Raw genomic sequence first — 19,123 nt, 5'->3', positions numbered from 1 at the left:
GAAGCTCGCAACCTCACGTGCCGCCCAGATTTGTACCTTTTTATCGAAGGATTTCTATGTTCTCGAATGTTCAGCCCTTTTCCGGCGACCCGATCCTCGGGCTCATGGAAAAGTACGCGCACGATCCGCGCACACAAAAGGTCAACCTCGGTGTCGGCATCTATTACGACGAGGCGGGACATATTCCCGTTCTGCCGTCGGTCCGTGAGGCAGCGTCTCGCATCTTCGAAGCAAACGCGCCGACTTCATACCTGCCGATCGAGGGCGACAAGGTGTATCGCTCCTACGTCGGCGCGCTTCTGTTCGGCGAACATGCGGACTCGCTTCGCGACTCGCTTGCCATCGTGCAGTCTGTCGGCGGAAGCGGGGCGCTCAAAGTGGGCGCTGATTTCCTGCGACACCATTTCCCGACGAGCTCCGTTCATGTGACGGACCCGACGTGGGATAACCACATCGGCATCTTCGAAGGCGCGGGCTTCACTGTCGGCCGGTACCGCTACTACGATGCCAAGTCGAAAGGACTCGATTTCCAGGGCATGATCGCGGACCTGCGCAATCTCAAACCGCGCGACATCGTCCTTCTGCATCCGTGCTGCCACAACCCGACCGGCGTCGACCCTACCCGCGAACAGTGGCAGGAAATTCTCGATCTCGTCGAAGAACGCGACTTGATCCCGTTCGTGGACATCGCGTATCAAGGCTTTGCCGCCGGCCTCGAGGAAGATGCGTTCGTTGTCCGTGATCTCGCTCGCCGGCGCATGAACTTCCTCGTCAGTAGCTCGTTCTCGAAGATCTTTTCGCTCTACGGCGAGCGATGCGGCGCCTTGACCGTTCATTGCGCGAACTCGGCGCAAACCGCCAACGTCCTCGGGCAACTCAAATTCACGATTCGCCGCAACTATTCGTCGCCGCCGACGCACGGGATGCGCTTGATTTCGACCGTGCTGTCGGACAACGCCCTGCGCACGCAATGGACCGACGAGTTGGAAGCGATGCGTACACGCATCGTCACGATGCGCGAGAAGCTGCACGCGTCGCTGACAAAGGCCGCGCCAGATCGCAACTTCGATCACATCGTCAAGCAGCGCGGCATGTTCGCGTACACCGGCCTGAGCGCGCAGGAAGTTGCAGCGCTCCAGACCGATTTCGGTGTGTATGCGGTATCGACCGGGCGCATCTGTGTCGCAGGGCTGAACGAGAACAATGTGGAATATGTGGCAGACGCATTCGCGAAGGTGTCCAGGTAAAACCTGATTCACCCCAAACCCTCCAACGTCTGTCATCGAAACAATGGCAATGGCCCTGAGAGGCCTGCCATTTATCGTCCCTACATCGGTCCGAGAGAGCCGATTTGCGCGGCACGGACGCTTTGTCCGCTGCCGCATTTTTTTATACTCAGAGCTTGATGCCGCTCAATACCTCAAGGTACCGCGGCGCCACACGCGTACGCACCGCCTGACTTTCCTTGATGCCGGTCAGGTAATACCCGAGCTGATGGAAATAGAGGATCTTCGCGCGGATCAGGCTATCCGGCTTCGAATGCCCCATCTCCTGAAAAATCTTTTGCAGGTGCGCAATGCGTTCGCGATCGATTCGCGCTACCTCTTTTGCCACAGCCGCGTCTTTGCGAGCCCACTCGCGCATAGCCATATCGAATTCCGACGAAAACTGCCGCTCGTCGATAAAGAGGTTCACCAACTGCCGCAAGCGCGCCTTCGCGAGCTGCTCGCGCTCCTTCGGATTCGAATCATCGGGCTCGACTAGTGACCGAAGTGTCCGGTCGTTCACCTCGGTCCAGTACTCGATCAGAGCATCGAGCAGTTCCTGGCGATTCTTGAAGTGCCAGTAGAAGCTGCTCCGGCTGATCTCAAGCATCGCTGCAAGGGGCTCGACCTTGACAGCGTCAACACCCTGCTCGATCAGAATCGCCCTCGCCGCATCAAGCCAAACGGTCCGGTCAACGACTGGGCGCGCTGCCTTGGTCATCTTCCTGGTCGGCTTCTCACTCACTTTTTCCTGCTGCATTCGTAACTGGTCCAAGTTGATTGTGGTCAAGCATAGCATTCCCGGTTGCCACCCGGCCTCATGCAAAGACATAACCGCTCTCTGCTCTGCCCCCGTTTCGCACCCTCCCTCAAGGCAGAGGTGTCCTCCAAGGATGGGGCGTGGCGTCGTCCAACAATGGACAGGATCGCCCATTATCACAACGATCACGCGGCAGCTTTCCAACACGGTGGCGACGAGCCTCCGGCTCGTGTCCGGCCCATGCACATGCAGCTTCCAAAGTCTTAAGAGGAAACTGCCTCGGCGTTCCGTGAATTCTAGGTTCTTACGCCTGCTTATGCTACCTCAGGCTCACCTAGTTACTGACGGATACCTCAGGGGCGTAAACCACTACGCTTTGTTCACAGAAAGACGTTGATCAAAGATATTGAAATACTTATCTTACGTACAGAACTGTCCATTGTCTGTTTGCGGCGCCGTTTGCGGAGGTTTGGTCGCAGCGCATCAACGCGCAGGCATGCTGGTCCAGTTCCGCTGACCGGATTCCCACATCGCTTGCCACGCATCGTGTGGAAGGTCTCTTTACATAGACATACCCTGCAAAGGTGAACCACATGCAAACGGCAACGAAAAATACGCTCGCTCTGGCCTGCATGGCTGCTGTCACGGCCCTCGCTCATGCGGACCAGACAGTGACCATCGGATACGGCGGCCCGCTCACCGGCCAGGTTGCACACGTAGGCAAGGACGCAGAAAACGGTGTCCGCCTGGCTATCGACGACGCAAACGCCGCCGGAATCAAGATCAAAGGTGTACCGGTGCATTTCGTCCTTGACGCCCAAGACGATGCAGCCGACCCGAAGACCGCGGTCGCCATCGCTCAGAAATTCATCGATGAGAAGGTGAACGGCGTCGTCGGCCACATCACGTCCGGCGCAACGATCCCGGCGTCGAAGGCGTATTCGAATGCCGACATCCCGCAGGTGTCGCCGTCGGCGACCAATCCGATCCTCACTCGACAGGGTTTCGCGACTGCCTTCCGTGTCATCGGCGACGATAGCTACGTTGGTCGCGCAATCGCCCAATACATTGCAAAGACGAAAGGCTACAAGCGTGTGGCCATTGTCGACGATCGGACCGCATACGGCCAAGGCCTCGCGGACGTCGTAGCGAACGAATTGAAGGCCGCCGGCGTGGAAGTCGTGGATCGTCAATACGTGTCGGACAAGACGATCGACTTTCGCGGCATCCTGACCTCTATTAAGTCGAAGGATGCGCAGGCCATTTTCTACGGCGGCGTCGACGCGCAGGCAGGCCCGATGCGTAAGCAGATGACCAGTCTTGCGATGAAGACTGCACTCGTCGGCTCGGCGATCGAAACCGAAAAGTTCATCGAGCTCGCCGGCCCCGGCGCCGCGGAAGGCACCGTGTCGGCCGAATCCGGCCAGCCGCTCGAAAGCATGCCGAAGGGCAAATCATTCGAGCAAAAGTTCAAGAAGTACGGATCGGTCGTGCTCTTCGCGCCGTACGCTTACGATGCGACCTGGGCGCTCATCAACGCAATGCGCCTTGCGAATTCGACGTCACCTGCTGACTACCTGCCGGCGATGAAGAAGGTTGATTTCGACGGCGTGACCGGAAAGATCGCTTTTGACGACAAGGGCGATCTGCGCGCGGCGAACGTCACCCTGTATGAAGCGAAAGGCGGGAAGTTCTCGCCGATGACCACGATCTCGCTCAAATGAATCGCACCCGATTTCAATAAGTAAAACAAAACATTTGAATCAATTTATCGACGATTAATTTGGAGATCCTAATGAAAATGAAAGTTATGGCTGCCGCTTTGCTCTGCAGCAGTTCCGCCTTTGCCCAGTCTTCGGTCACGCTCTATGGGCTGATCGACGCCGGCGTCACCTACACCAACAACGTCGTGACGCCGACCGGCCATGGGTCGGAAGTGCAGTTCGTTTCGGGGTCGTCCCAGGGTAGCCGCTGGGGCCTCAAGGGTACGGAGGATCTCGGCAGCGGACTCAAGGCGATCTTCGTGCTGGAAAACGGCTTCGATGTCGGCAATGGCCAGTTGGGCCAAGGCGGCCTCATGTTCGGGCGCCAAGCCTTCGTCGGGCTCAGCAATAGCTGGGGTACGCTGACGCTCGGCCGCCAGTACGACTTCATCGGCGACATCCTGCCCGCCTACGCGATCGGCGCCAACACTCCTGCCGGCTTGCTCGCATGGAGCCTGCCCGCCTATGCATCTGGCGGCTATGCGCTCGATAACCGCGTCTGGGGCGACGAAGTCAACAACTCGGTCAAGTATCAGTCGCCGACCATTGGCGGCTTCAGCTTTGGCGCGATGTACGGCTTCGGCAACGTCGCCGGGTCGATGGGCACGAACAGCTCCAGCAACTTCGTCGTGAACTACGACAACGGCCCGTTCAGCACATCGCTCGCGTACATGTCGATCCATAACGCGACCAGCACGGCAAACTCGCGAGAAATTGCTGGTGGGGGCGCGTACAACATCGGCAAGGCGCGCCTGTTCGCCCTTGTGACAGATGTCCAGTTGTCGAGCGGCACCAAGGCTCGCGCAACGACGTATGAGGGAGGCGCGAGCTACCAAGTCATTCCGGCGCTGTCGTTGGCCGGCGGCTTCCAGTATCAGCACCGGAACAACGGTGTTGGCAGTGCAAATCAACTGGTTATCAGCGCGGACTACTTCCTGTCGAAGCGCACCGACGTCTACCTGGTCGGCGCGTTGGCACATGATCACGGGTTCGGTGCACAAGCCCAGGCTGCACTCGGCGACCCTTCCAGCACTGACGCCCAAACTGCGGTGCGAATCGGGATCCGCCACAAGTTCTAACGCGTGGGCTTAAACGTGCGCGCCGCGTGAAATCGCGGTGCGCACATGCACACCGGTGCGTCGTTGTTGTCGCCCAGGAGATCACAACACGTCACGCTCGAGCGAGGAGACATCGGAATCCCGCGAGCCCAAAGCTATCCGTTGCGCTTGCCCGACTGGGCATCGTATCGAAATTGAGCATCCAGAACATTTTCGATTTGCGTTACCGCCCACGCAATCAGAGGCTCGATTGCCTCCGCGAGGGATCTTCCCAATTCGGTGAGCGAATACTCTACTGCAACCGGCGTGCTCGCAATCACCTCGCGACTCACGAGACCGTCGCGCTCGAGTCGCCGCAAGGTTTGACTCAACACTTTCTGAGAAACACCTTCTATTTCCCGCCGAAGTTGATTGAAGCGCGTCGGACGGCGTTTCAACAATCTGACGACGAGCAGTACCCATTTGTCCGCCAATCGCTCGAATACCAATCGCGCGGGACATCCCTCCTGGTAGACGCTAAAAGCCTCAGACCGGTCGGCATTCGACTGAGCATCAGAGGGAGCCATTTCTCGCAGCTCGGTTTCCTCAGGGTAACTAGGTGACATCATGGTTCCTTCTTGTGCGCAGTGTTGCCAGTCGTTACCATTTCGCCGCTTTCATCTCACTGTTCTCTATATCTCAACAGGAGCGATCATGGCGAACGCCATTGTTGTCTACTTCTCCGGCTACGGTCATACCAAGCGCGTCGCCGAAGCGGTCGCCGAAGGCGCGAATGCCCGCCTCGTGGCGGTCGACCAAGAAGGCCATGTTGACGAGCAAGGATGGGCGGCGCTTTCTGACGCCGACGCCATCATTCTTGGCGCGCCGACCTACATGGGCTCGGTGCCCTGGCAATTCAAAAAATTCGCCGATGCCACATCGAAGAAGTGGTACACGCGCGAATGGCAAGACAAAGTTTTCGGCGGCTTTACCAACAGCGCCAGCTACAACGGTGACAAACAGGTCACGTTGATCTATCTGCAGACTCTCGCATCCCAGCATGGCGGTGTATGGGTCAGCCTCGGGCTGCTGCCAGCGAACGCGAAATCCTCGACGCGACAAGACGTCAATAACCTGGGCGGATCCGTCGGCGTTCTGGTTCAATCCCCTGCTGATGCGAGCGCGGACGAAATGGCAGCCGGCGATCTCGAAACAGCAAAGCTGTATGGCTCGCGCGTCGCGGATGTCGCGCGCCGCCTGCATGGCTGACTCGCAATCAGTTAAATCGATGGGGCTGAGGCGAAGCGACCGTGCGTACGTGCGTTGTCATCCCCGGTGCTGCCCCGTCCCTCCTTTCTGCAGCACGGCGAGATTCTCGATTGCCTCCGATTCGCTTTCAAATATGTAAGGCGCGAGCTTCCGGCGAGACAGCGCGTCACCCAACTTCGCGCGCATGAACGCGCTTGTGGTGAAACGGGTTACGGTCGAGTAATAGCGTCCAACGCAATCCTGCACCATCTCCGAATAGCGGTCTTCGAGGTCTCGATCCAGCACGAAACCTTCATAGTTGACGATGACCTGCACACGGCTTCCCGATCCTGCGATCGGTGCACATACCTCATCGACCTTGGCGCGAATGGCGTCAATTACCTTGAGGCTTCTGATCTCGAGTTGCGCGAAGTTCAAATACAGCACGTTCTTTGTGGCGTCGTATGCAAATCGTTCGTCGAACAGAAGGTCGACCAGCAGCTTGCGCAGGTGCATCGGCTCGTCGCGGAAGATCCGAGAATTCATTAACCGCGGACCGTCTATACACGGCCGAAACGTCATATGCGCCAGCACGTCACGTTCGAGGTCGATACCTGGGGCGACTTCCGTCAGCACCAGCCCATCCTGTCTCAGCTCGAACACGCAACGTTCAGTGATATACAACACCTGCTGGTTTAGTTCGATCGCGCGCTTTCCGGAGAAGGTTCGATGCTCGACCGTATCGACAAACTTTCTGACACAGGCGTCGCGATCGATCCGCAATCCTCCCGCCGTGATAGCGATCTCACATTCGCCGGTCATGAAACTGCCAGCGAAAACCACCTTCTTCGCGCTCTGACTGATGTTGATAAAGCCGCCGGCGCCAGCGAGCCGTGCCCCGAACTTCGAGACATTTACATTGCCTTCGACATCGACCTGCGCGAGGCCGAGTATGGCGATGTCGAGCCCCCCTCCGTCGTAGAAATCGAACTGGTAAGGTTGATCGATGATCGCGTGTGGATTGACCGCGGCGCCGAAGTTGAGCCCACCTGCGGGAATACCTCCAATGACGCCCGGCTCAGCAGTCAGCGTGAATAGATCGGAAACTCTTTCTTCAGCAGCTACGGCAGCAACCCCCTCGGGCATCCCGATACCGAGATTAACCACGCTGCCGGTATGAAGTTCCATCGCGGCGCGGCGCGCGATGACCTTGCGCGCGTCGAGCGCCATCGCCTGGGCGCTGGACGTGCTCACCCGCAATTCACCCGAGTACGCCGGGTCGTAGTCGGTTGCGAACGTCTGCTGATGGTGTTCCGTTGGCGCCAGTACGACGCAGTCGACAAGGATTCCCGGGATCTTCACTTGTCTGGGATTGAGCGCGCCCGCGGCCGCTAGTCGCTCGACTTGCACGATCACGAGCCCGCCGCTGTTGCGCGCAGCCATGGCAATCGACAGCGTTTCCAGTGTCAGCGCCTCGCGCTCCATCGAAACGTTTCCGTCCGGATCCGCAGTGGTGCCACGCAGAATAGCGACATCGATCGGGAATGTTGGGTAAAACAAATACTCTTCGCCACGCACCCGCATGATCGACACGAGCTCGTCTACCGTGCGCGCGTTGAGGCGTCCGCCGCCGAATCTCGGATCGACGAATGTCCCGAGACCGATCCGGCTCAGGTGACCCGGCTTTCCGGCCGCGATATCGCGAAATAGATGCGTAATCACCCCTTGGGGCAGGTTGTACGCTTCGATCTGCCCCTCGAGCGCGAGTTTCTGAAGCTTGGGTACGAGCCCCCAATGACCCCCGATCGCCCGCTTGATGAGCCCAGCATGTCCGAAGTGATTGAGGCCTCTTGTCTTCCCATCACCCTGGCCAGCTGCGTACACCAGCGTGAGCGCCGCAGGCTTCTGGTCGGCCGGCACGCTCGTGTCCAGATACAGAGATTCCAGAGCGGCCGCAACCGCTTCGGGAAAACCTATCCCGACGAAGCCCCCGGTCGCCACGGTAGCCCCCGGTCGAATGAGCCGCACCGCATCGATCGCCGACACACACTTGCTGCGCTCGCCGTCAGACAATGCGACGAATGATCCGGGTGTTCTGTCGCTCATCGCTACTCCGTTACCGTGCAGTCCACCCGCCGTCGACAGGTAGCGCAATTCCGGTGATTGAGTCCGCCGCCGGCGAACACAGGAACCGCACCGTGTCGCCGATTGCATCCGCCTCGGCAAATCGCCTGGTAGGCTGGGTGGCGAGGATCACCTCCCGAACGACCCGATCCTCGCTCATGTTGTGTGCCTTTGCCTGATCCCGGATCTGTCCGTCGACAAGCGGTGTCCTGACGTAGCCCGGACAGATTGCGTTGCACGTGATCGGCGTCTCTGCAACTTCAAGCGCCACAGTCTTCGTCAAGCCCACCACCCCATGCTTTGCCGCGACGTAGGCCGATTTGAACGGTGAGGCGACCAGCCCATGCGCGGACGCGATGTTGACGATGCGGCCCCACCCACGCGCTTTCATCCCGGGCAGCGCGGCGCGGATTGAGTGGAAATTCGACGACAGGTTGATTGCCAGAATCTGTTCCCACTGATCAATCGGGAACTCATCGATCGGCGCAACGTGCTGAACGCCCGCATTGTTGACGAGAATATCGACAGCTCCGAGCTCGCGCTCCGTGTCCGCAACCATCGCGGTGATCTCGTCCGCATTGCTCATGTCCGCTCGCTTATACAGCACCGGCACGCCGAACTGACTTGAGATCGACGCGCACAGCGGCTCTACATCACCAGCCTGCCGAAAACCGTTCAGAACAACGCCTGCGCCGCCTTCCGCTAATCTTCTCGCAACGGCAAGCCCAATGCCGCTCGTTGAACCGGTCACGATGGCGACCTTACCCTGGATCATCTGGATGTTCCTTCGAACTTACGTCAGTTGCCGACCGCTGGAAGGACCGTACCGCGGCATTCGCCGAAGCCGATCCGGCGCAAACCGTCACGATGGCAATACGCCCGCAAGATGACCGTGTCGCCGTCGAGGAGGAAACCTCGCGTCTCGCCATTCGACAGCATGATCGGAGATTTCCCACCCGTTGTGAGTTCGAGCAACGAGCCCGCAGCATCCGGCGTCGGGCCAGAAAGCGTCCCCGTGCCCAGAAGATCTCCATCTTGAAGATTGCAGCCGTTCACGGTGTGATGTGCGACGAGTTGCGCGACGGTCCAGTAGGCATCGCGATAGTTCGAGCGGCCAATGCAATCCCCAGCGTGGCCCGCGGCACGCATTTCTTCAGTCTGAAGCCACACCTCGAGTTCGATCGAAATCGCGCCTCGCTCGCGGTTACCAGGTGAATCCAGATATGGAAGCGGATCGGGATCGCCTGCCGGTCGCCGATACGTTTCGCGGAACGGCTCGAGCGCGTCGAGCGTCACCATCCACGGTGAGACCGTCGATGCAAAGTTCTTGCTGAGGAACGGCCCGAGCGGTTGATACTCCCACGGTTGAATATCGCGCGCGGACCAGTCGTTGAACAGCGTGAGGCCGAAAACATGCTCGTCCGCCTCAACGATCGGAACCGGCTCGCCAAGCGCATTGGGACGCGCCACGAAAATGCCCAGCTCGAGTTCATAGTCGAGTTTCTGAGACGGGCCGACCGTCGGCACGGTTGCCCCCGATGCCAGCGTCTGGCCGCGCGGCCGTCGGAACGTGTGGCCGAGCGCCGGCGAACTCACACCGATCGACGATGCGCGACCGTGGTACCCGATCGGCACCCACTTGTAATTCGGAAGCAGCGGGTTGTCCGGACGGAACTGCTTGCCGACATTCGTCGCATGGTAAACACTGGTGTAGAAATCCGTGTAGTCGCCGATCGTGCACGGCAGACCCATCACGGCTTCCGCCATGGGAACGAGCGCAGCGCGAAACCGCGCCTCGTCTGGACTGCCGACGCGAAGACCGAACGAAATTGCATCGCGCAGCAACCGTCTTTCTGCGCGAGGCAACCGCATCAGCTCATGTATGTCGTCGTGTTCGATCAGGCCCGCACGCTTCAGCTCAAGCACCTGATCGCCGATCGCGACGCCGACGTGCCACTCTATCTCGCCCTCGCGCCGAAACCGCCCAAACGGCAAATTCTGAATCGGGAAATCGGTTTCGGGGTCGTTAGCTGCCTCGACCCAGCTGCGTAGAGCCGGATCGTGCGTGTGGTCGATGTGTGTCATTTCGACTGCCCGAGTTCGTTCGCGTGAAGAAATGCCGCGTGCTTCGGCGCCCGCTTGGTCCTGGACCACTCTTCTAGCATGTCCCATTTCACCGCATCGAGTTTGCGGATCATCGCCTCCTCATCCGGATCCGGACACGCGAGTTCGACACGGTGCCCGTTCGGATCGAAGAAGTAGATCGAGTGGAACGCGCCGTGGTCGGTAACGCCAAGCACATCGACACCATTCGCTTCGAGATGCTCCTTGAATTCGAGCAGCTCGTCCCGGTCCTTCACGCGAAACGCGATGTGCTGAACCCATGCTGGCGTGTTCGGATCCCGGCCCATCTCCGGTTGAGTCGGCAACTCGAAGAACGCGAGAACGTTGCCGTTCCCTGCATCCAGGAAGATGTGCATGTATGGATCCGGTGCTTTCGTCGACGGCACGAAGTCTTCGGCGATCGCCAGCACGAAGTCCATATTAAGCATCTTCTGATACCAGAGAACCGTTTCCTTTGCGTCTTTGCAGCGATACGCAACGTGATGAATGCGATCGATCTTCATTCCTGAACTCCCGCGCTGAGGGCACCGCGCTGAATCTGGTCACGTTCGAGCGATTCGAACAGCGCCTTGAAGTTGCCTTCACCGAAGCCTTCGCGGTAGTCACCCTTGCGCTCGATGAATTCGAAGAATACCGGGCCCAGCAGCGGCTGCGAAAAGATCTGCAGCAAGAGTCTTTTCTGGCCGCCTTCGGTCGTGCCGTCGAGCAGGATTCCCCGACTTTGCAGATCGGCGACGTTCTCGCCGTGCCCCGGCAACCGCGCTTCAATCCCTTCGTAGTAGAACTCGTTCGGAGCGGTCATGACGGGGATGCCCGCCATCTGAAGGCGATCGACGGCGTCGAAGATGTTGTCGGTGAGGAGCGCGATATGCTGGATACCCTCGCCGTTGAACTGCATCAGAAATTCTTCGATTTGGCCGCCACCCTGCTTCGCTTCCTCATTGAGAGGAATGCGAATCATGCCGTCAGGTGCGGTCATCGCCTTCGACGTGAGACCGGTGTATTCACCCTTGATGTCGAAGTAGCGAATCTCGCGGAAATTGAACAGCTTCTCGTAGAAGTCGGCCCAATAGCTCATGCGGCCACGGTAGACGTTGTGCGTCAGATGATCGACGATCTTGAAGCCATGGCCTTCCGGATGGCGGTCGACGCCCGGCAGAAACTCGAAGTCAATATCGTAGACTGATTTACCGTCCTCGAAGCGGTCGATCAGATACAGCGGTGCGCCACCGATGCCCTTGATGGCCGGCAGACGCAATTCCATCGGACCGGTTGGGATGTCGACAGGCTGCGCACCCAATTCGATCGCCCGCTTGTACGCGTGATGCGAGTCCTTCACGCGGAACGCGAGACCGCATGCCGACGGGCCGTGCTCGGCAGTGAAGAATGCCGCCTGACTGTTCGGCTCCCGGTTGATAATGAAATTGATGTCGCCCTGGCGGTACAGCGATACATTCTTCGAGCGATGGCGCGCCACTTCGGCGAACCCCAGTTTCTCGAACAGCGGCTCCAACACGCCGGGCGTCGGCGACGCGAACTCGACGAACTCGAAGCCCATCAGCCCCATCGGATTTTCAAAAAGATCAGCCATGATTAGTCATCCAAACTAGAAAGAGTTGAAGATTTTCCAAGGTGAGGCGAGTCGACTCTGTCGACGCACCTCTCATTCCGTCGAGCAGTCAACGGAAAGTCAGGCGGCCGGCTCCAGAAACTCCTCTGCTGCATCGAGCATCCACTTGACGACGAACTCGACATACCCGATGTCGAAATACATGACGTAGTCACCGCCACCCCGATGCATCAGCATCGCCGGCAACCCCGCGAACCGGGTGACAACGACGCGATCCGCCGGAAAACTGGCTGGATGCATATCGATCGAACACCCTTTCGAAATGAACGCTTGTGCTTCGGACCCCGTGACGAGGAAGGCCACCCGACTGTCCGATATCAGCGTGACTGTCGCAAACTGCCCCGCCAGCGCCTCGGTCAGTGCGGAAAGGTACTTTTCCTCAGCGGAGAGCGCACAAAAGCACAGGTATTCATTCGGCCCGGTCCACGCGATGCGAACATCGGTACCAACGGACGTTCGCTCGGAAGCCGGAAGATCGGTGCCCAGGCACGCGGCGACCTGCGACCGAAATGCGACGTCCGCGGTTCGCCCCTGCACTCGGATGATGCCGGCGAGCGGCAGCTCCGAAATCTTCAGGTCATCGGACTGAATCGGGAAGAGGTTCAAATCGACAAACTGTTGTGAGACTGTCGAACGAGCAATCAGCTTATCCATTGAGACGTTCCCCTTTCGGATCAAAATGCGCGGTCGGCACGACCCGCGCGGCAATGATCTCGCCCTTCGCGTAGATGTTCACCACCTCGCCCATGCGCGCAGTGCCGTTACGAAGAATGCCAAGACCGATTGCCTTGCCGAGCATTGGGCTCATGCATGCCGTCGTCACGTAGCCATGCGATGCGGTCGGGATCCTCCGCTCTGCCGTTTCGACGAAATGACCGCCGACCGGCAGTTTTACCTTCGGATCGACCGATTCCAGGCCGATGAATTCGAGACGGTTGGCCGCCTTGTCGGCCGGACGTTGCAGCGATCGCTTGCCGATGAAATCGTCGGCCTTTTTCTCGATGACCTTCGCCCAACCGATGTCGAGCGGATTCGTGTTCCCGTCGGTATCCGCGCCGACATGCAGATAGCCCTTTTCGGTCCGCATGGCCTCGAGTGCCTCGATGCCATACGGGGTCATGCCGAACGGCTTCCCCGCCGACCCGACGAGATCCCAGAGCGATTTGCCGTAGCGACTCGCGACCGAGATTTCATACGTGACTTCGCCGGTGAAACTCGCACGAAGAATCCGAACCGGCACACCCGCGAACTTCCCGCTCCGGAAATGCATGTGGGGGAAGCGCTCAGCCGAGAAATCGATGTCGGATTCGATCTGCATCAGCACATCACGCGCCTTCGGACCGGACACCGTCACATTCGCCCATTGCGTCGTCACATTATTGACGTGCACTTGCAACTCGGGCCATTCGCATTGCGCATATTCCTCGAGCAAAAGCGCAACACGCGCGACGGCACCGCTCGTCGCATGAACGAGATAGTGGTCTTCGGCGAGCCGAACCACCACACCGTCGTCTATCAGCACGCCGTTGTCGTTCGTCAACATCGCGTAGCGCGCGAAACCCGGCTTCAATGACGCAAGGTTGTTCACGTACACACGATTCAGGAAGGTGGCCGCGTCGGGACCCCGGACCTCGATCTTACCGAGGGGCGAACCATCGAACATGCCGACACCGTTCCGCACCGCCAGGACCTCGCGACGCGTTGCCGCCACGATATCTTCCTGGCCCTGCGGATAGTAGTCCGGGCGGCGCCATCCGTAATCACCGAACCGGGCATTCGCAGCGCGATGCGACGACGCCGACGGGAGCGTCTGCCACGGAGCATAGAGCTCGCCGACCGTGTTGCCGGCAAAAGCACCGATCGTCACCGGCTGATACGGCGGCCGGAAGCGTGTCGTGCCAACCTTGACGATCGGCTGACCGCTCAGCTCGGCCATGATCGCGAGAATGTTGAAGTTGCTCGACTTCCCTTGATCGACGCTCATCCCGCCGGTCGTATAGCGCTTGACGTGCTCGACCGAACGGAAGTTTTCGCTCATCGCCAGCTCGATATCGGACACTTTGACGTCGTACTGGAAATCGAGCCATTGCTTGTCGGTACGTGCGCTCTGCGTATACCAGTACGGTTCAATGTTCAATGCCTCGCGCTCCACCGAATGCGTCTTCGGGCCCGCGATGGCTGATGCAGGTTCGACGCCGAGATCCCGCGCTGCCGCTTCCGCGGCCGCGATGCCGGATTCAAAGCACGATGCCAAGGCGAAATCGCCGTTCGCTGCGCCGACCACGCGAAGCGTTTGCGCACAAGAATGCGGCACGAGACAGGCATTGGCTTCGTTGTACTGCAACGTCCCACCAGCCTGGCTATACAAATGGATGGTCGGTGTCCACCCACTCGACATCGCGACGAGGTCGCAGTCGACAGTGGTAACGTCGTCGCCCAACTTGCCGGCACCGAGGTGCTTTGACAGTTTCAGTCCTTTGACTTTGCGCTTTCCGACGACGTCGCGAATACCGCAGCCGACATGATGTGCAATGCCGAGTCGCTTCAATTCAGTGACCCATCGGTCCGAGACACGCGCACGGATATCGACGACGCAGATCGATTTGACGCCAACGGCATTCAGATCGAGTGCCGTCTGGTAAGCGTTGTCGTTGTTCGTCGCGATGACGATCCGCGAGCCGGGGACGACACCGAATGCGTTCACGTATGCTCGAACAGCCGATGCCAGCATGATGCCCGGACGGTCGTTGTTGGCAAACACGAGCGGACGCTCGATCGCACCCGTCGCGAGAATGACCGAGCGCGCCCGGATCCGCCACAGGCGCTCCCGCACGCGGCCGCTCTGTCCGTTCGGACCGAGATGATTACGGACACGCTCGGCAGCTGCGAGCACGTTGTTCTCGTAATAGCCACTCACGTTGGTACGGCAAAGCAACGTCACGTTCGGCAGTTGCCGGAGCTGCGCGACCGTGTGCTCGACCCACTGCCCTCCCGGAACCCCATCGACGTCGAAGCGTTCCCCGGTCAGTGCACCGCCGAACTGCTCACGATCGTCCACCAACATTACCCGCAGCCCCGTACGACCCGCGACGAGTGCCGCCGACAGCCCGGCCGGCCCGCCACCGACGATCAGCAGATCGCAATACGCATTGCGCTTCTGGTACTTCTGCGCATCCGGCACGGTGGGTGCTTTGCCGAGGCCTGCGATATGGCGCACGATGCGTTCATAGAAATGCCAGCTAGGCCAGATCATCGACTTGTAATAGAACGACGCCGGAAACAGCTTCGCGAAGCAGTCCATGATGCCCAGGACATCGCGGCGCGCGTTCGGCCAGGCATTCTGGCTCGTCGCCCGAAGTTCCGGATACAGCGGCATCATCGTGGCTCGAACGCTCGGCTCGTCGAACTGGCCCGACTCGAGTTGCAGCAGGCCGTTAGGTTCCTCGACCGAGCTTCCCATGATGCCGCGGGGCCGATGCAGCTTGAAGCTGCGACCGACGATGTCGACCTCGTTCGCGAGCAACGCTGCAGCGAGCGTGTCACCTTCCAGTCCCTCATAAGACCGACCATCGAAAGTGAACCGCACCTTACGGCGCTGCTCGGTCGCCAGTCGCCCGAACACGGGCACACGGTTAGACGATTTCATGCATACCTCCGGTAATCGCCTCGCCCTGTTCGCCAATTCGCGATTCGGTATCGAACGTGAAGACACGCACCAAAGCGTGACTGACGGTATCGCGTTCGACGCCGAACCATTGCCGGCACCCGAACGTATGGCGCCAACGTTCTCGAGCGCTCCCGCGCGCGTTGTCCCGCGTGAAAAGGTAGTCAGCCCATTGCTGATCCGACAGGTTCTGCGGCGCCGCGGGCCGCACACGATCATACGGGCCGCCGAACGTGAATTCGTCTTCGTCTCGTGTGCTGCCACAGTACGGACACGGAATGCGTAACATGGTTCTTCTCGCTTAGTGGTCGACGCCGGCAGCAGCGGCTTCGTTGACGAAGCGGCCTGTTGCAAAGCGTTCCATGCCGAATGGCTCGATAAGGGGATGCGGGCGATCGTTCGCGACCGTATAGGCAAGCGTCTCACCACCAACCGGGATGGCCTTGAAACCGCCCGTGCCCCAGCCAGTGCTGATATAGAGCGCCGTCACCGGGGTCTTGCCAAGAATAGGACTCGAGTCCGGTGACAGGTCGACGATGCCCGCCCATTGGCGCATCAGCTTCAGCCGGCTGAACGACGGAAACAGGTTCAGCGCCGCGCTCAGCGTGTCTTCGAGCGCGGGCAGTGTCCCGCGCTGGCCGTAAGATGGGTACGCGTCGGCCCGCCCGCCGATCAGGATCTCGCCGCGGTCGGACTGGCTCACGTAGCAATGAACCAGCGGCGACACAACCAGCCCCTCCAGAACGGGTTTGACCGGCTCGCTGACCATCGCCTGCAGTGCGACGCTGGTAATCGGCAACGAAAGGCCGGCCATCTTGCCCATCACGGACGAATTGCCCGCGACCGCGATAACGACCTTGTCTGCTTCGATATAGCCGAGCTTGGTGTCGACGCCGCGAATCCGGTTTCCGTTCATCCGCAGCCCAGTCACCTCGCAGTTCTGGATGATGTCGACACCGAAGTTGTCCGCGGCCCGTGCGTAACCCCATGCAACCGCGTCGTGTCGAGCCACGCCCGCGCGACGCTGGATGAAGCCGCCGAGGATCGGAAAACGCGCGCCCGGGGTAGTGTCGAGCGCCGGCATGTATGCCCGAATCTGGTTCAGATCGAACATCTCGGCGTCGATACCCTGCAACTGAATCGAGTTCGACCAGCGTTCGAGGCCGTCCATCTGATGCGGGTTGTGCGCGAGCGTCAATGCGCCTCGCTGGCTCAACATGATGTTGTAGTTGAGCTCCTTGCTCAGGCCTTCATACAGCTGCAGCGACCGCTCGAAAAAGTTCGTGCTTTCGGGGTAGAAGTAATTCGACCTGATCGCAGTGGTATTGCGCCCGGTGTTCCCGCCGCCCAGCCAGCCCTTTTCGAGAACCGCGACGTTCGTGATGCCGTGGTTCTTCGCAAGGTAATACGCGGTGGCAAGCCCCTGCCCGCCGCCACCGACGATTACGACGTCGTATCGTGATTTCGGTTCGCGAGAGTGCCACGCCGGCGTCCAGTTGCGGTGGCCGGTCAGCGCATGCTTCGCGAGTGACCAGAATGAGTAGTGTTCCAAGCGAGACCTCTTGCGCGTATCGGTTACAGAACGACGGTGCGATGGCCGTTCAGGAAAATCCGGCCCTCGCTGAACAGTCGGACGGCTTGCGCCAGCGCCACCGCTTCGCTGTCGTGGCCCACCAGCACCATGTCTTCCGCGCTGTAGGTGTGATCGATCGCCTTGACCTCCTGGACGATGATCGGCCCTTCGTCGAGGTCGCTGGTCACGAAATGCGCGGTCGCGCCGATGACCTTGACGCCGCGATCGTGAGCCTGATGGTACGGGCGCGCGCCTTTGAAGCCCGGCAGGAACGAATGGTGAATGTTGATGGCGCGGCCTTCGAGCTTGCGGCTCATGTCGTCCGACAGGATCTGCATGTAGCGCGCAAGCACGAGCAGTTCCGCACCGGTGCTCGCGAACAGGTCGAGAATCTGCGCTTCCTGCTGCGGCTTGGTATCCGGCGTGATCGGAAAGTGATGGAACGGGATGCCGTACCACTCGACCAGGCTGCGGCAATCGTTGTGGTTCGATACGACGCCGACGATGTCGATCGCAAGTGCGCCCGCGCGCCACTTGGTCAACAGCAGATTCAGACAATGGTCGTACTTCGAAACAGCGATCAGGACCTTTGGACGATAGCTAGTTGCGCGGACCCGGTATTCCATGTCGAGTTCCTCGGCGAGAACCGACAGCTTCGCGCGCAGGTCGTCGACCGAACCTTTCAGTACATGATCATCGAACACCATGCGCGCGAAGAATTTTTCCGTTTGAGGATCGCCGTAGTGAAACGACTCGGTAACGAAAGCCCCATGTTCATACAACAGGCTCGACACCTTCGCGAGAATACCCAGTCGATCTGGACATTCGAAGGTGAACAGGTATTCAGACGTCTTGTGCTCTGCAGGTGTGGACATGGAAGCTTCCTGAAAACAAACAAAAGGGGCGGTATACCGTGAACGTCACACTTCGATCTGGCCCTAGCAACGATTACCTGGTCCAAACGCCGCGCCGGCAAGAAACAATAAGGAAATATTGTTTTTGCCGGCAGCGAACCACGTATCGCGGTCTGGCCGCTCGTTCAAGTGACTCCGGCTGCGATTTCCGCCAAGTATAGGAGCCGCCAGAAATCAACACAATAAGAATTTAATGTTACTTGTTTATGGTATACCCTTTGAAGGATATCTGAGGTCGCCAAGGCTGGTCCTCACGTAATACACTTCATCCGCACGCACACGACAGTCTGGCTATGAGCACAGTTACGAATACCGAATCTACGCGGCGCACGGCGCCGCGCAGAACCCAGGAAGAACGCAGCGATGCGACGCGTCGGCGCATCATCCAGTCGGCGATGCACTTGCTGCACAAAAAGGGGTTCAAAGCCACAAATCTTCAGAATATTGCGCGGGGGGCTCGCGTCACGCTCGGCGCACTGCAACATCACTTCGCAAATCGACAGATTCTGATGGAGCGACTCATCGATGAAGTGATGGCTCCGCTGTCGGACAACGGTGTGGTCTGGCCGCCGCTTGAGTTGCCGCTTGAGCAGCGCGCCCGCGAGTTCGTCCATTTGGCATGGGAAACAATCTACGGCGTTCCAAGCTACATCGCGGCGTGGAGCCTCTTCTTTGGATGCAAGGCGTCTCCAGAACTGTTTGCGAAGATCGACGCGAATCGAGCTCGCTCCGATCCCGTGTTCTTCGCGCGCTTCATTACCTGCTTCCCCGAGGTAGCGGCTACTCATCCGAATCCACAACAGTTCGCCGGCTTTGTCTTCGCGAGCTTGCGCGGGATGGGAATGTTCGATCTATTCGACGTTGCGGAGGAGGAAATCGACGGTCAATTAGACGTCTTGGTACAGGTTATCGTACAGGCGGGCCGTTGCAAGAACGGATAGTGACAACGAACCGGACGCAGCGCTTGCAAAACAATAATGTTGGAAAATTCAACAGCCCTCATCCTGTCCACCTAGTACCT

The 19,123-nt window shown here is 59.3% G+C and carries 17 protein-coding genes; 5 read left to right on the top strand and 12 right to left on the bottom strand.

Annotated elements, in window-relative coordinates; genetic code table 11:
* Window positions 1-56 precede the first annotated feature (56 nt).
* Window positions 57-1,247 carry an amino acid aminotransferase gene (locus DIE22_RS18835; RefSeq protein ID WP_124605821.1) on the top strand — a complete coding sequence of 397 codons (1,191 nt, stop codon included), beginning with the start codon at window positions 57-59 and terminating at the stop codon, window positions 1,245-1,247.
* Window positions 1,248-1,395: 148 nt separating this feature from the next.
* Here DIE22_RS18835 and DIE22_RS18830 read toward each other — a convergent pair whose 3' ends face one another.
* Window positions 1,396-2,055 (bottom strand): TetR/AcrR family transcriptional regulator, encoded by a 660-nt coding sequence (locus tag DIE22_RS18830; protein ID WP_185640649.1) that lies wholly within the window; start codon window positions 2,053-2,055, stop codon window positions 1,396-1,398.
* A 563-nt stretch (window positions 2,056-2,618) separates the two neighbouring features.
* On the opposite strand from DIE22_RS18830, the gene DIE22_RS18825 reads away from it, so the two are divergent.
* Together DIE22_RS18825 and DIE22_RS18820 are read left to right on the top strand one after the other, a co-directional pair.
* Complete coding sequence (locus DIE22_RS18825; RefSeq protein ID WP_124605819.1) at window positions 2,619-3,749, top strand: branched-chain amino acid ABC transporter substrate-binding protein; 1,131 nt, start codon at window positions 2,619-2,621, stop codon at window positions 3,747-3,749.
* A gap of 71 nt (window positions 3,750-3,820) precedes the next feature.
* Complete coding sequence (locus DIE22_RS18820) at window positions 3,821-4,867, top strand: porin (protein ID WP_124605818.1); 1,047 nt, start codon at window positions 3,821-3,823, stop codon at window positions 4,865-4,867.
* Window positions 4,868-5,001: 134 nt separating this feature from the next.
* Here DIE22_RS18820 and DIE22_RS18815 read toward each other — a convergent pair whose 3' ends face one another.
* Entirely contained in the window at window positions 5,002-5,451 is a 450-nt protein-coding gene (locus DIE22_RS18815) for a helix-turn-helix domain-containing protein (protein ID WP_260426722.1), read from the bottom strand.
* An 88-nt stretch (window positions 5,452-5,539) separates the two neighbouring features.
* Here DIE22_RS18815 and DIE22_RS18810 point away from each other — a divergent pair, with 88 nt between their 5' ends.
* Window positions 5,540-6,094: a flavodoxin family protein gene (locus tag DIE22_RS18810; RefSeq protein ID WP_124605816.1), complete on the top strand. Its 555-nt coding sequence runs from the start codon at window positions 5,540-5,542 to the stop codon at window positions 6,092-6,094.
* 57 nt (window positions 6,095-6,151) lie between these two features.
* Here DIE22_RS18810 and DIE22_RS18805 read toward each other — a convergent pair whose 3' ends face one another.
* The 10 genes from DIE22_RS18805 to purU all read right to left on the bottom strand — a co-directional run bounded on the left by DIE22_RS18805 (window position 6,152) and on the right by purU (window position 18,063).
* On the bottom strand, window positions 6,152-8,179 hold the full coding sequence (locus DIE22_RS18805) for an acyl CoA:acetate/3-ketoacid CoA transferase (RefSeq protein ID WP_124605815.1): 2,028 nt from the start codon (window positions 8,177-8,179) through the stop codon (window positions 6,152-6,154).
* A gap of 10 nt (window positions 8,180-8,189) precedes the next feature.
* On the bottom strand, window positions 8,190-8,972 hold the full coding sequence (locus DIE22_RS18800; protein ID WP_124605814.1) for a 3-hydroxybutyrate dehydrogenase: 783 nt from the start codon (window positions 8,970-8,972) through the stop codon (window positions 8,190-8,192).
* Between the two features lie 23 nt (window positions 8,973-8,995).
* On the bottom strand, window positions 8,996-10,282 hold the full coding sequence (gene fahA / locus DIE22_RS18795) for a fumarylacetoacetase (protein WP_124605813.1): 1,287 nt from the start codon (window positions 10,280-10,282) through the stop codon (window positions 8,996-8,998).
* Window positions 10,279-10,824: a VOC family protein gene (locus DIE22_RS18790; RefSeq protein ID WP_124605812.1), complete on the bottom strand. Its 546-nt coding sequence runs from the start codon at window positions 10,822-10,824 to the stop codon at window positions 10,279-10,281. Before DIE22_RS18790 ends, fahA begins: the two co-directional genes overlap by 4 nt.
* Window positions 10,821-11,912, bottom strand: a complete 1,092-nt coding sequence (gene hppD, locus DIE22_RS18785; protein WP_124605811.1) for a 4-hydroxyphenylpyruvate dioxygenase — start codon at window positions 11,910-11,912, stop codon at window positions 10,821-10,823. Before hppD ends, DIE22_RS18790 begins: the two co-directional genes overlap by 4 nt.
* A 99-nt stretch (window positions 11,913-12,011) precedes the next feature.
* Entirely contained in the window at window positions 12,012-12,605 is a 594-nt protein-coding gene (locus tag DIE22_RS18780) for a sarcosine oxidase subunit gamma (RefSeq protein ID WP_124605810.1), read from the bottom strand.
* Window positions 12,598-15,597 carry a sarcosine oxidase subunit alpha family protein gene (locus DIE22_RS18775; protein WP_124605809.1) on the bottom strand — a complete coding sequence of 1,000 codons (3,000 nt, stop codon included), beginning with the start codon at window positions 15,595-15,597 and terminating at the stop codon, window positions 12,598-12,600. Before DIE22_RS18775 ends, DIE22_RS18780 begins: the two co-directional genes overlap by 8 nt.
* Window positions 15,584-15,904 carry a sarcosine oxidase subunit delta gene (locus tag DIE22_RS18770; protein WP_124605808.1) on the bottom strand — a complete coding sequence of 107 codons (321 nt, stop codon included), beginning with the start codon at window positions 15,902-15,904 and terminating at the stop codon, window positions 15,584-15,586. The genes DIE22_RS18775 and DIE22_RS18770 overlap by 14 nt, the downstream gene beginning before the upstream one ends.
* 12 nt (window positions 15,905-15,916) lie before the next feature.
* Complete coding sequence (locus DIE22_RS18765; RefSeq protein ID WP_124605807.1) at window positions 15,917-17,167, bottom strand: sarcosine oxidase subunit beta family protein; 1,251 nt, start codon at window positions 17,165-17,167, stop codon at window positions 15,917-15,919.
* Window positions 17,168-17,190: 23 nt separating this feature from the next.
* A complete protein-coding gene (gene purU, locus DIE22_RS18760; RefSeq protein WP_124605806.1) occupies window positions 17,191-18,063 on the bottom strand; it encodes a formyltetrahydrofolate deformylase in 873 nt (290 codons plus the stop codon).
* A gap of 332 nt (window positions 18,064-18,395) precedes the next feature.
* Here purU and DIE22_RS18755 point away from each other — a divergent pair, with 332 nt between their 5' ends.
* Window positions 18,396-19,043 carry a TetR/AcrR family transcriptional regulator gene (locus tag DIE22_RS18755; protein WP_124605805.1) on the top strand — a complete coding sequence of 216 codons (648 nt, stop codon included), beginning with the start codon at window positions 18,396-18,398 and terminating at the stop codon, window positions 19,041-19,043.
* The last annotated feature ends 80 nt before the right edge of the window (window positions 19,044-19,123 follow it).

The organism is Burkholderia sp. Bp9142 (genome assembly GCF_003853415.1).
Taxonomy (GTDB): Bacteria; Pseudomonadota; Gammaproteobacteria; order Burkholderiales; family Burkholderiaceae; genus Burkholderia.
The sequence above is the reverse complement of the archived record's forward strand: the minus strand, read 5'-3'. Positions and strand labels throughout refer to the sequence as shown.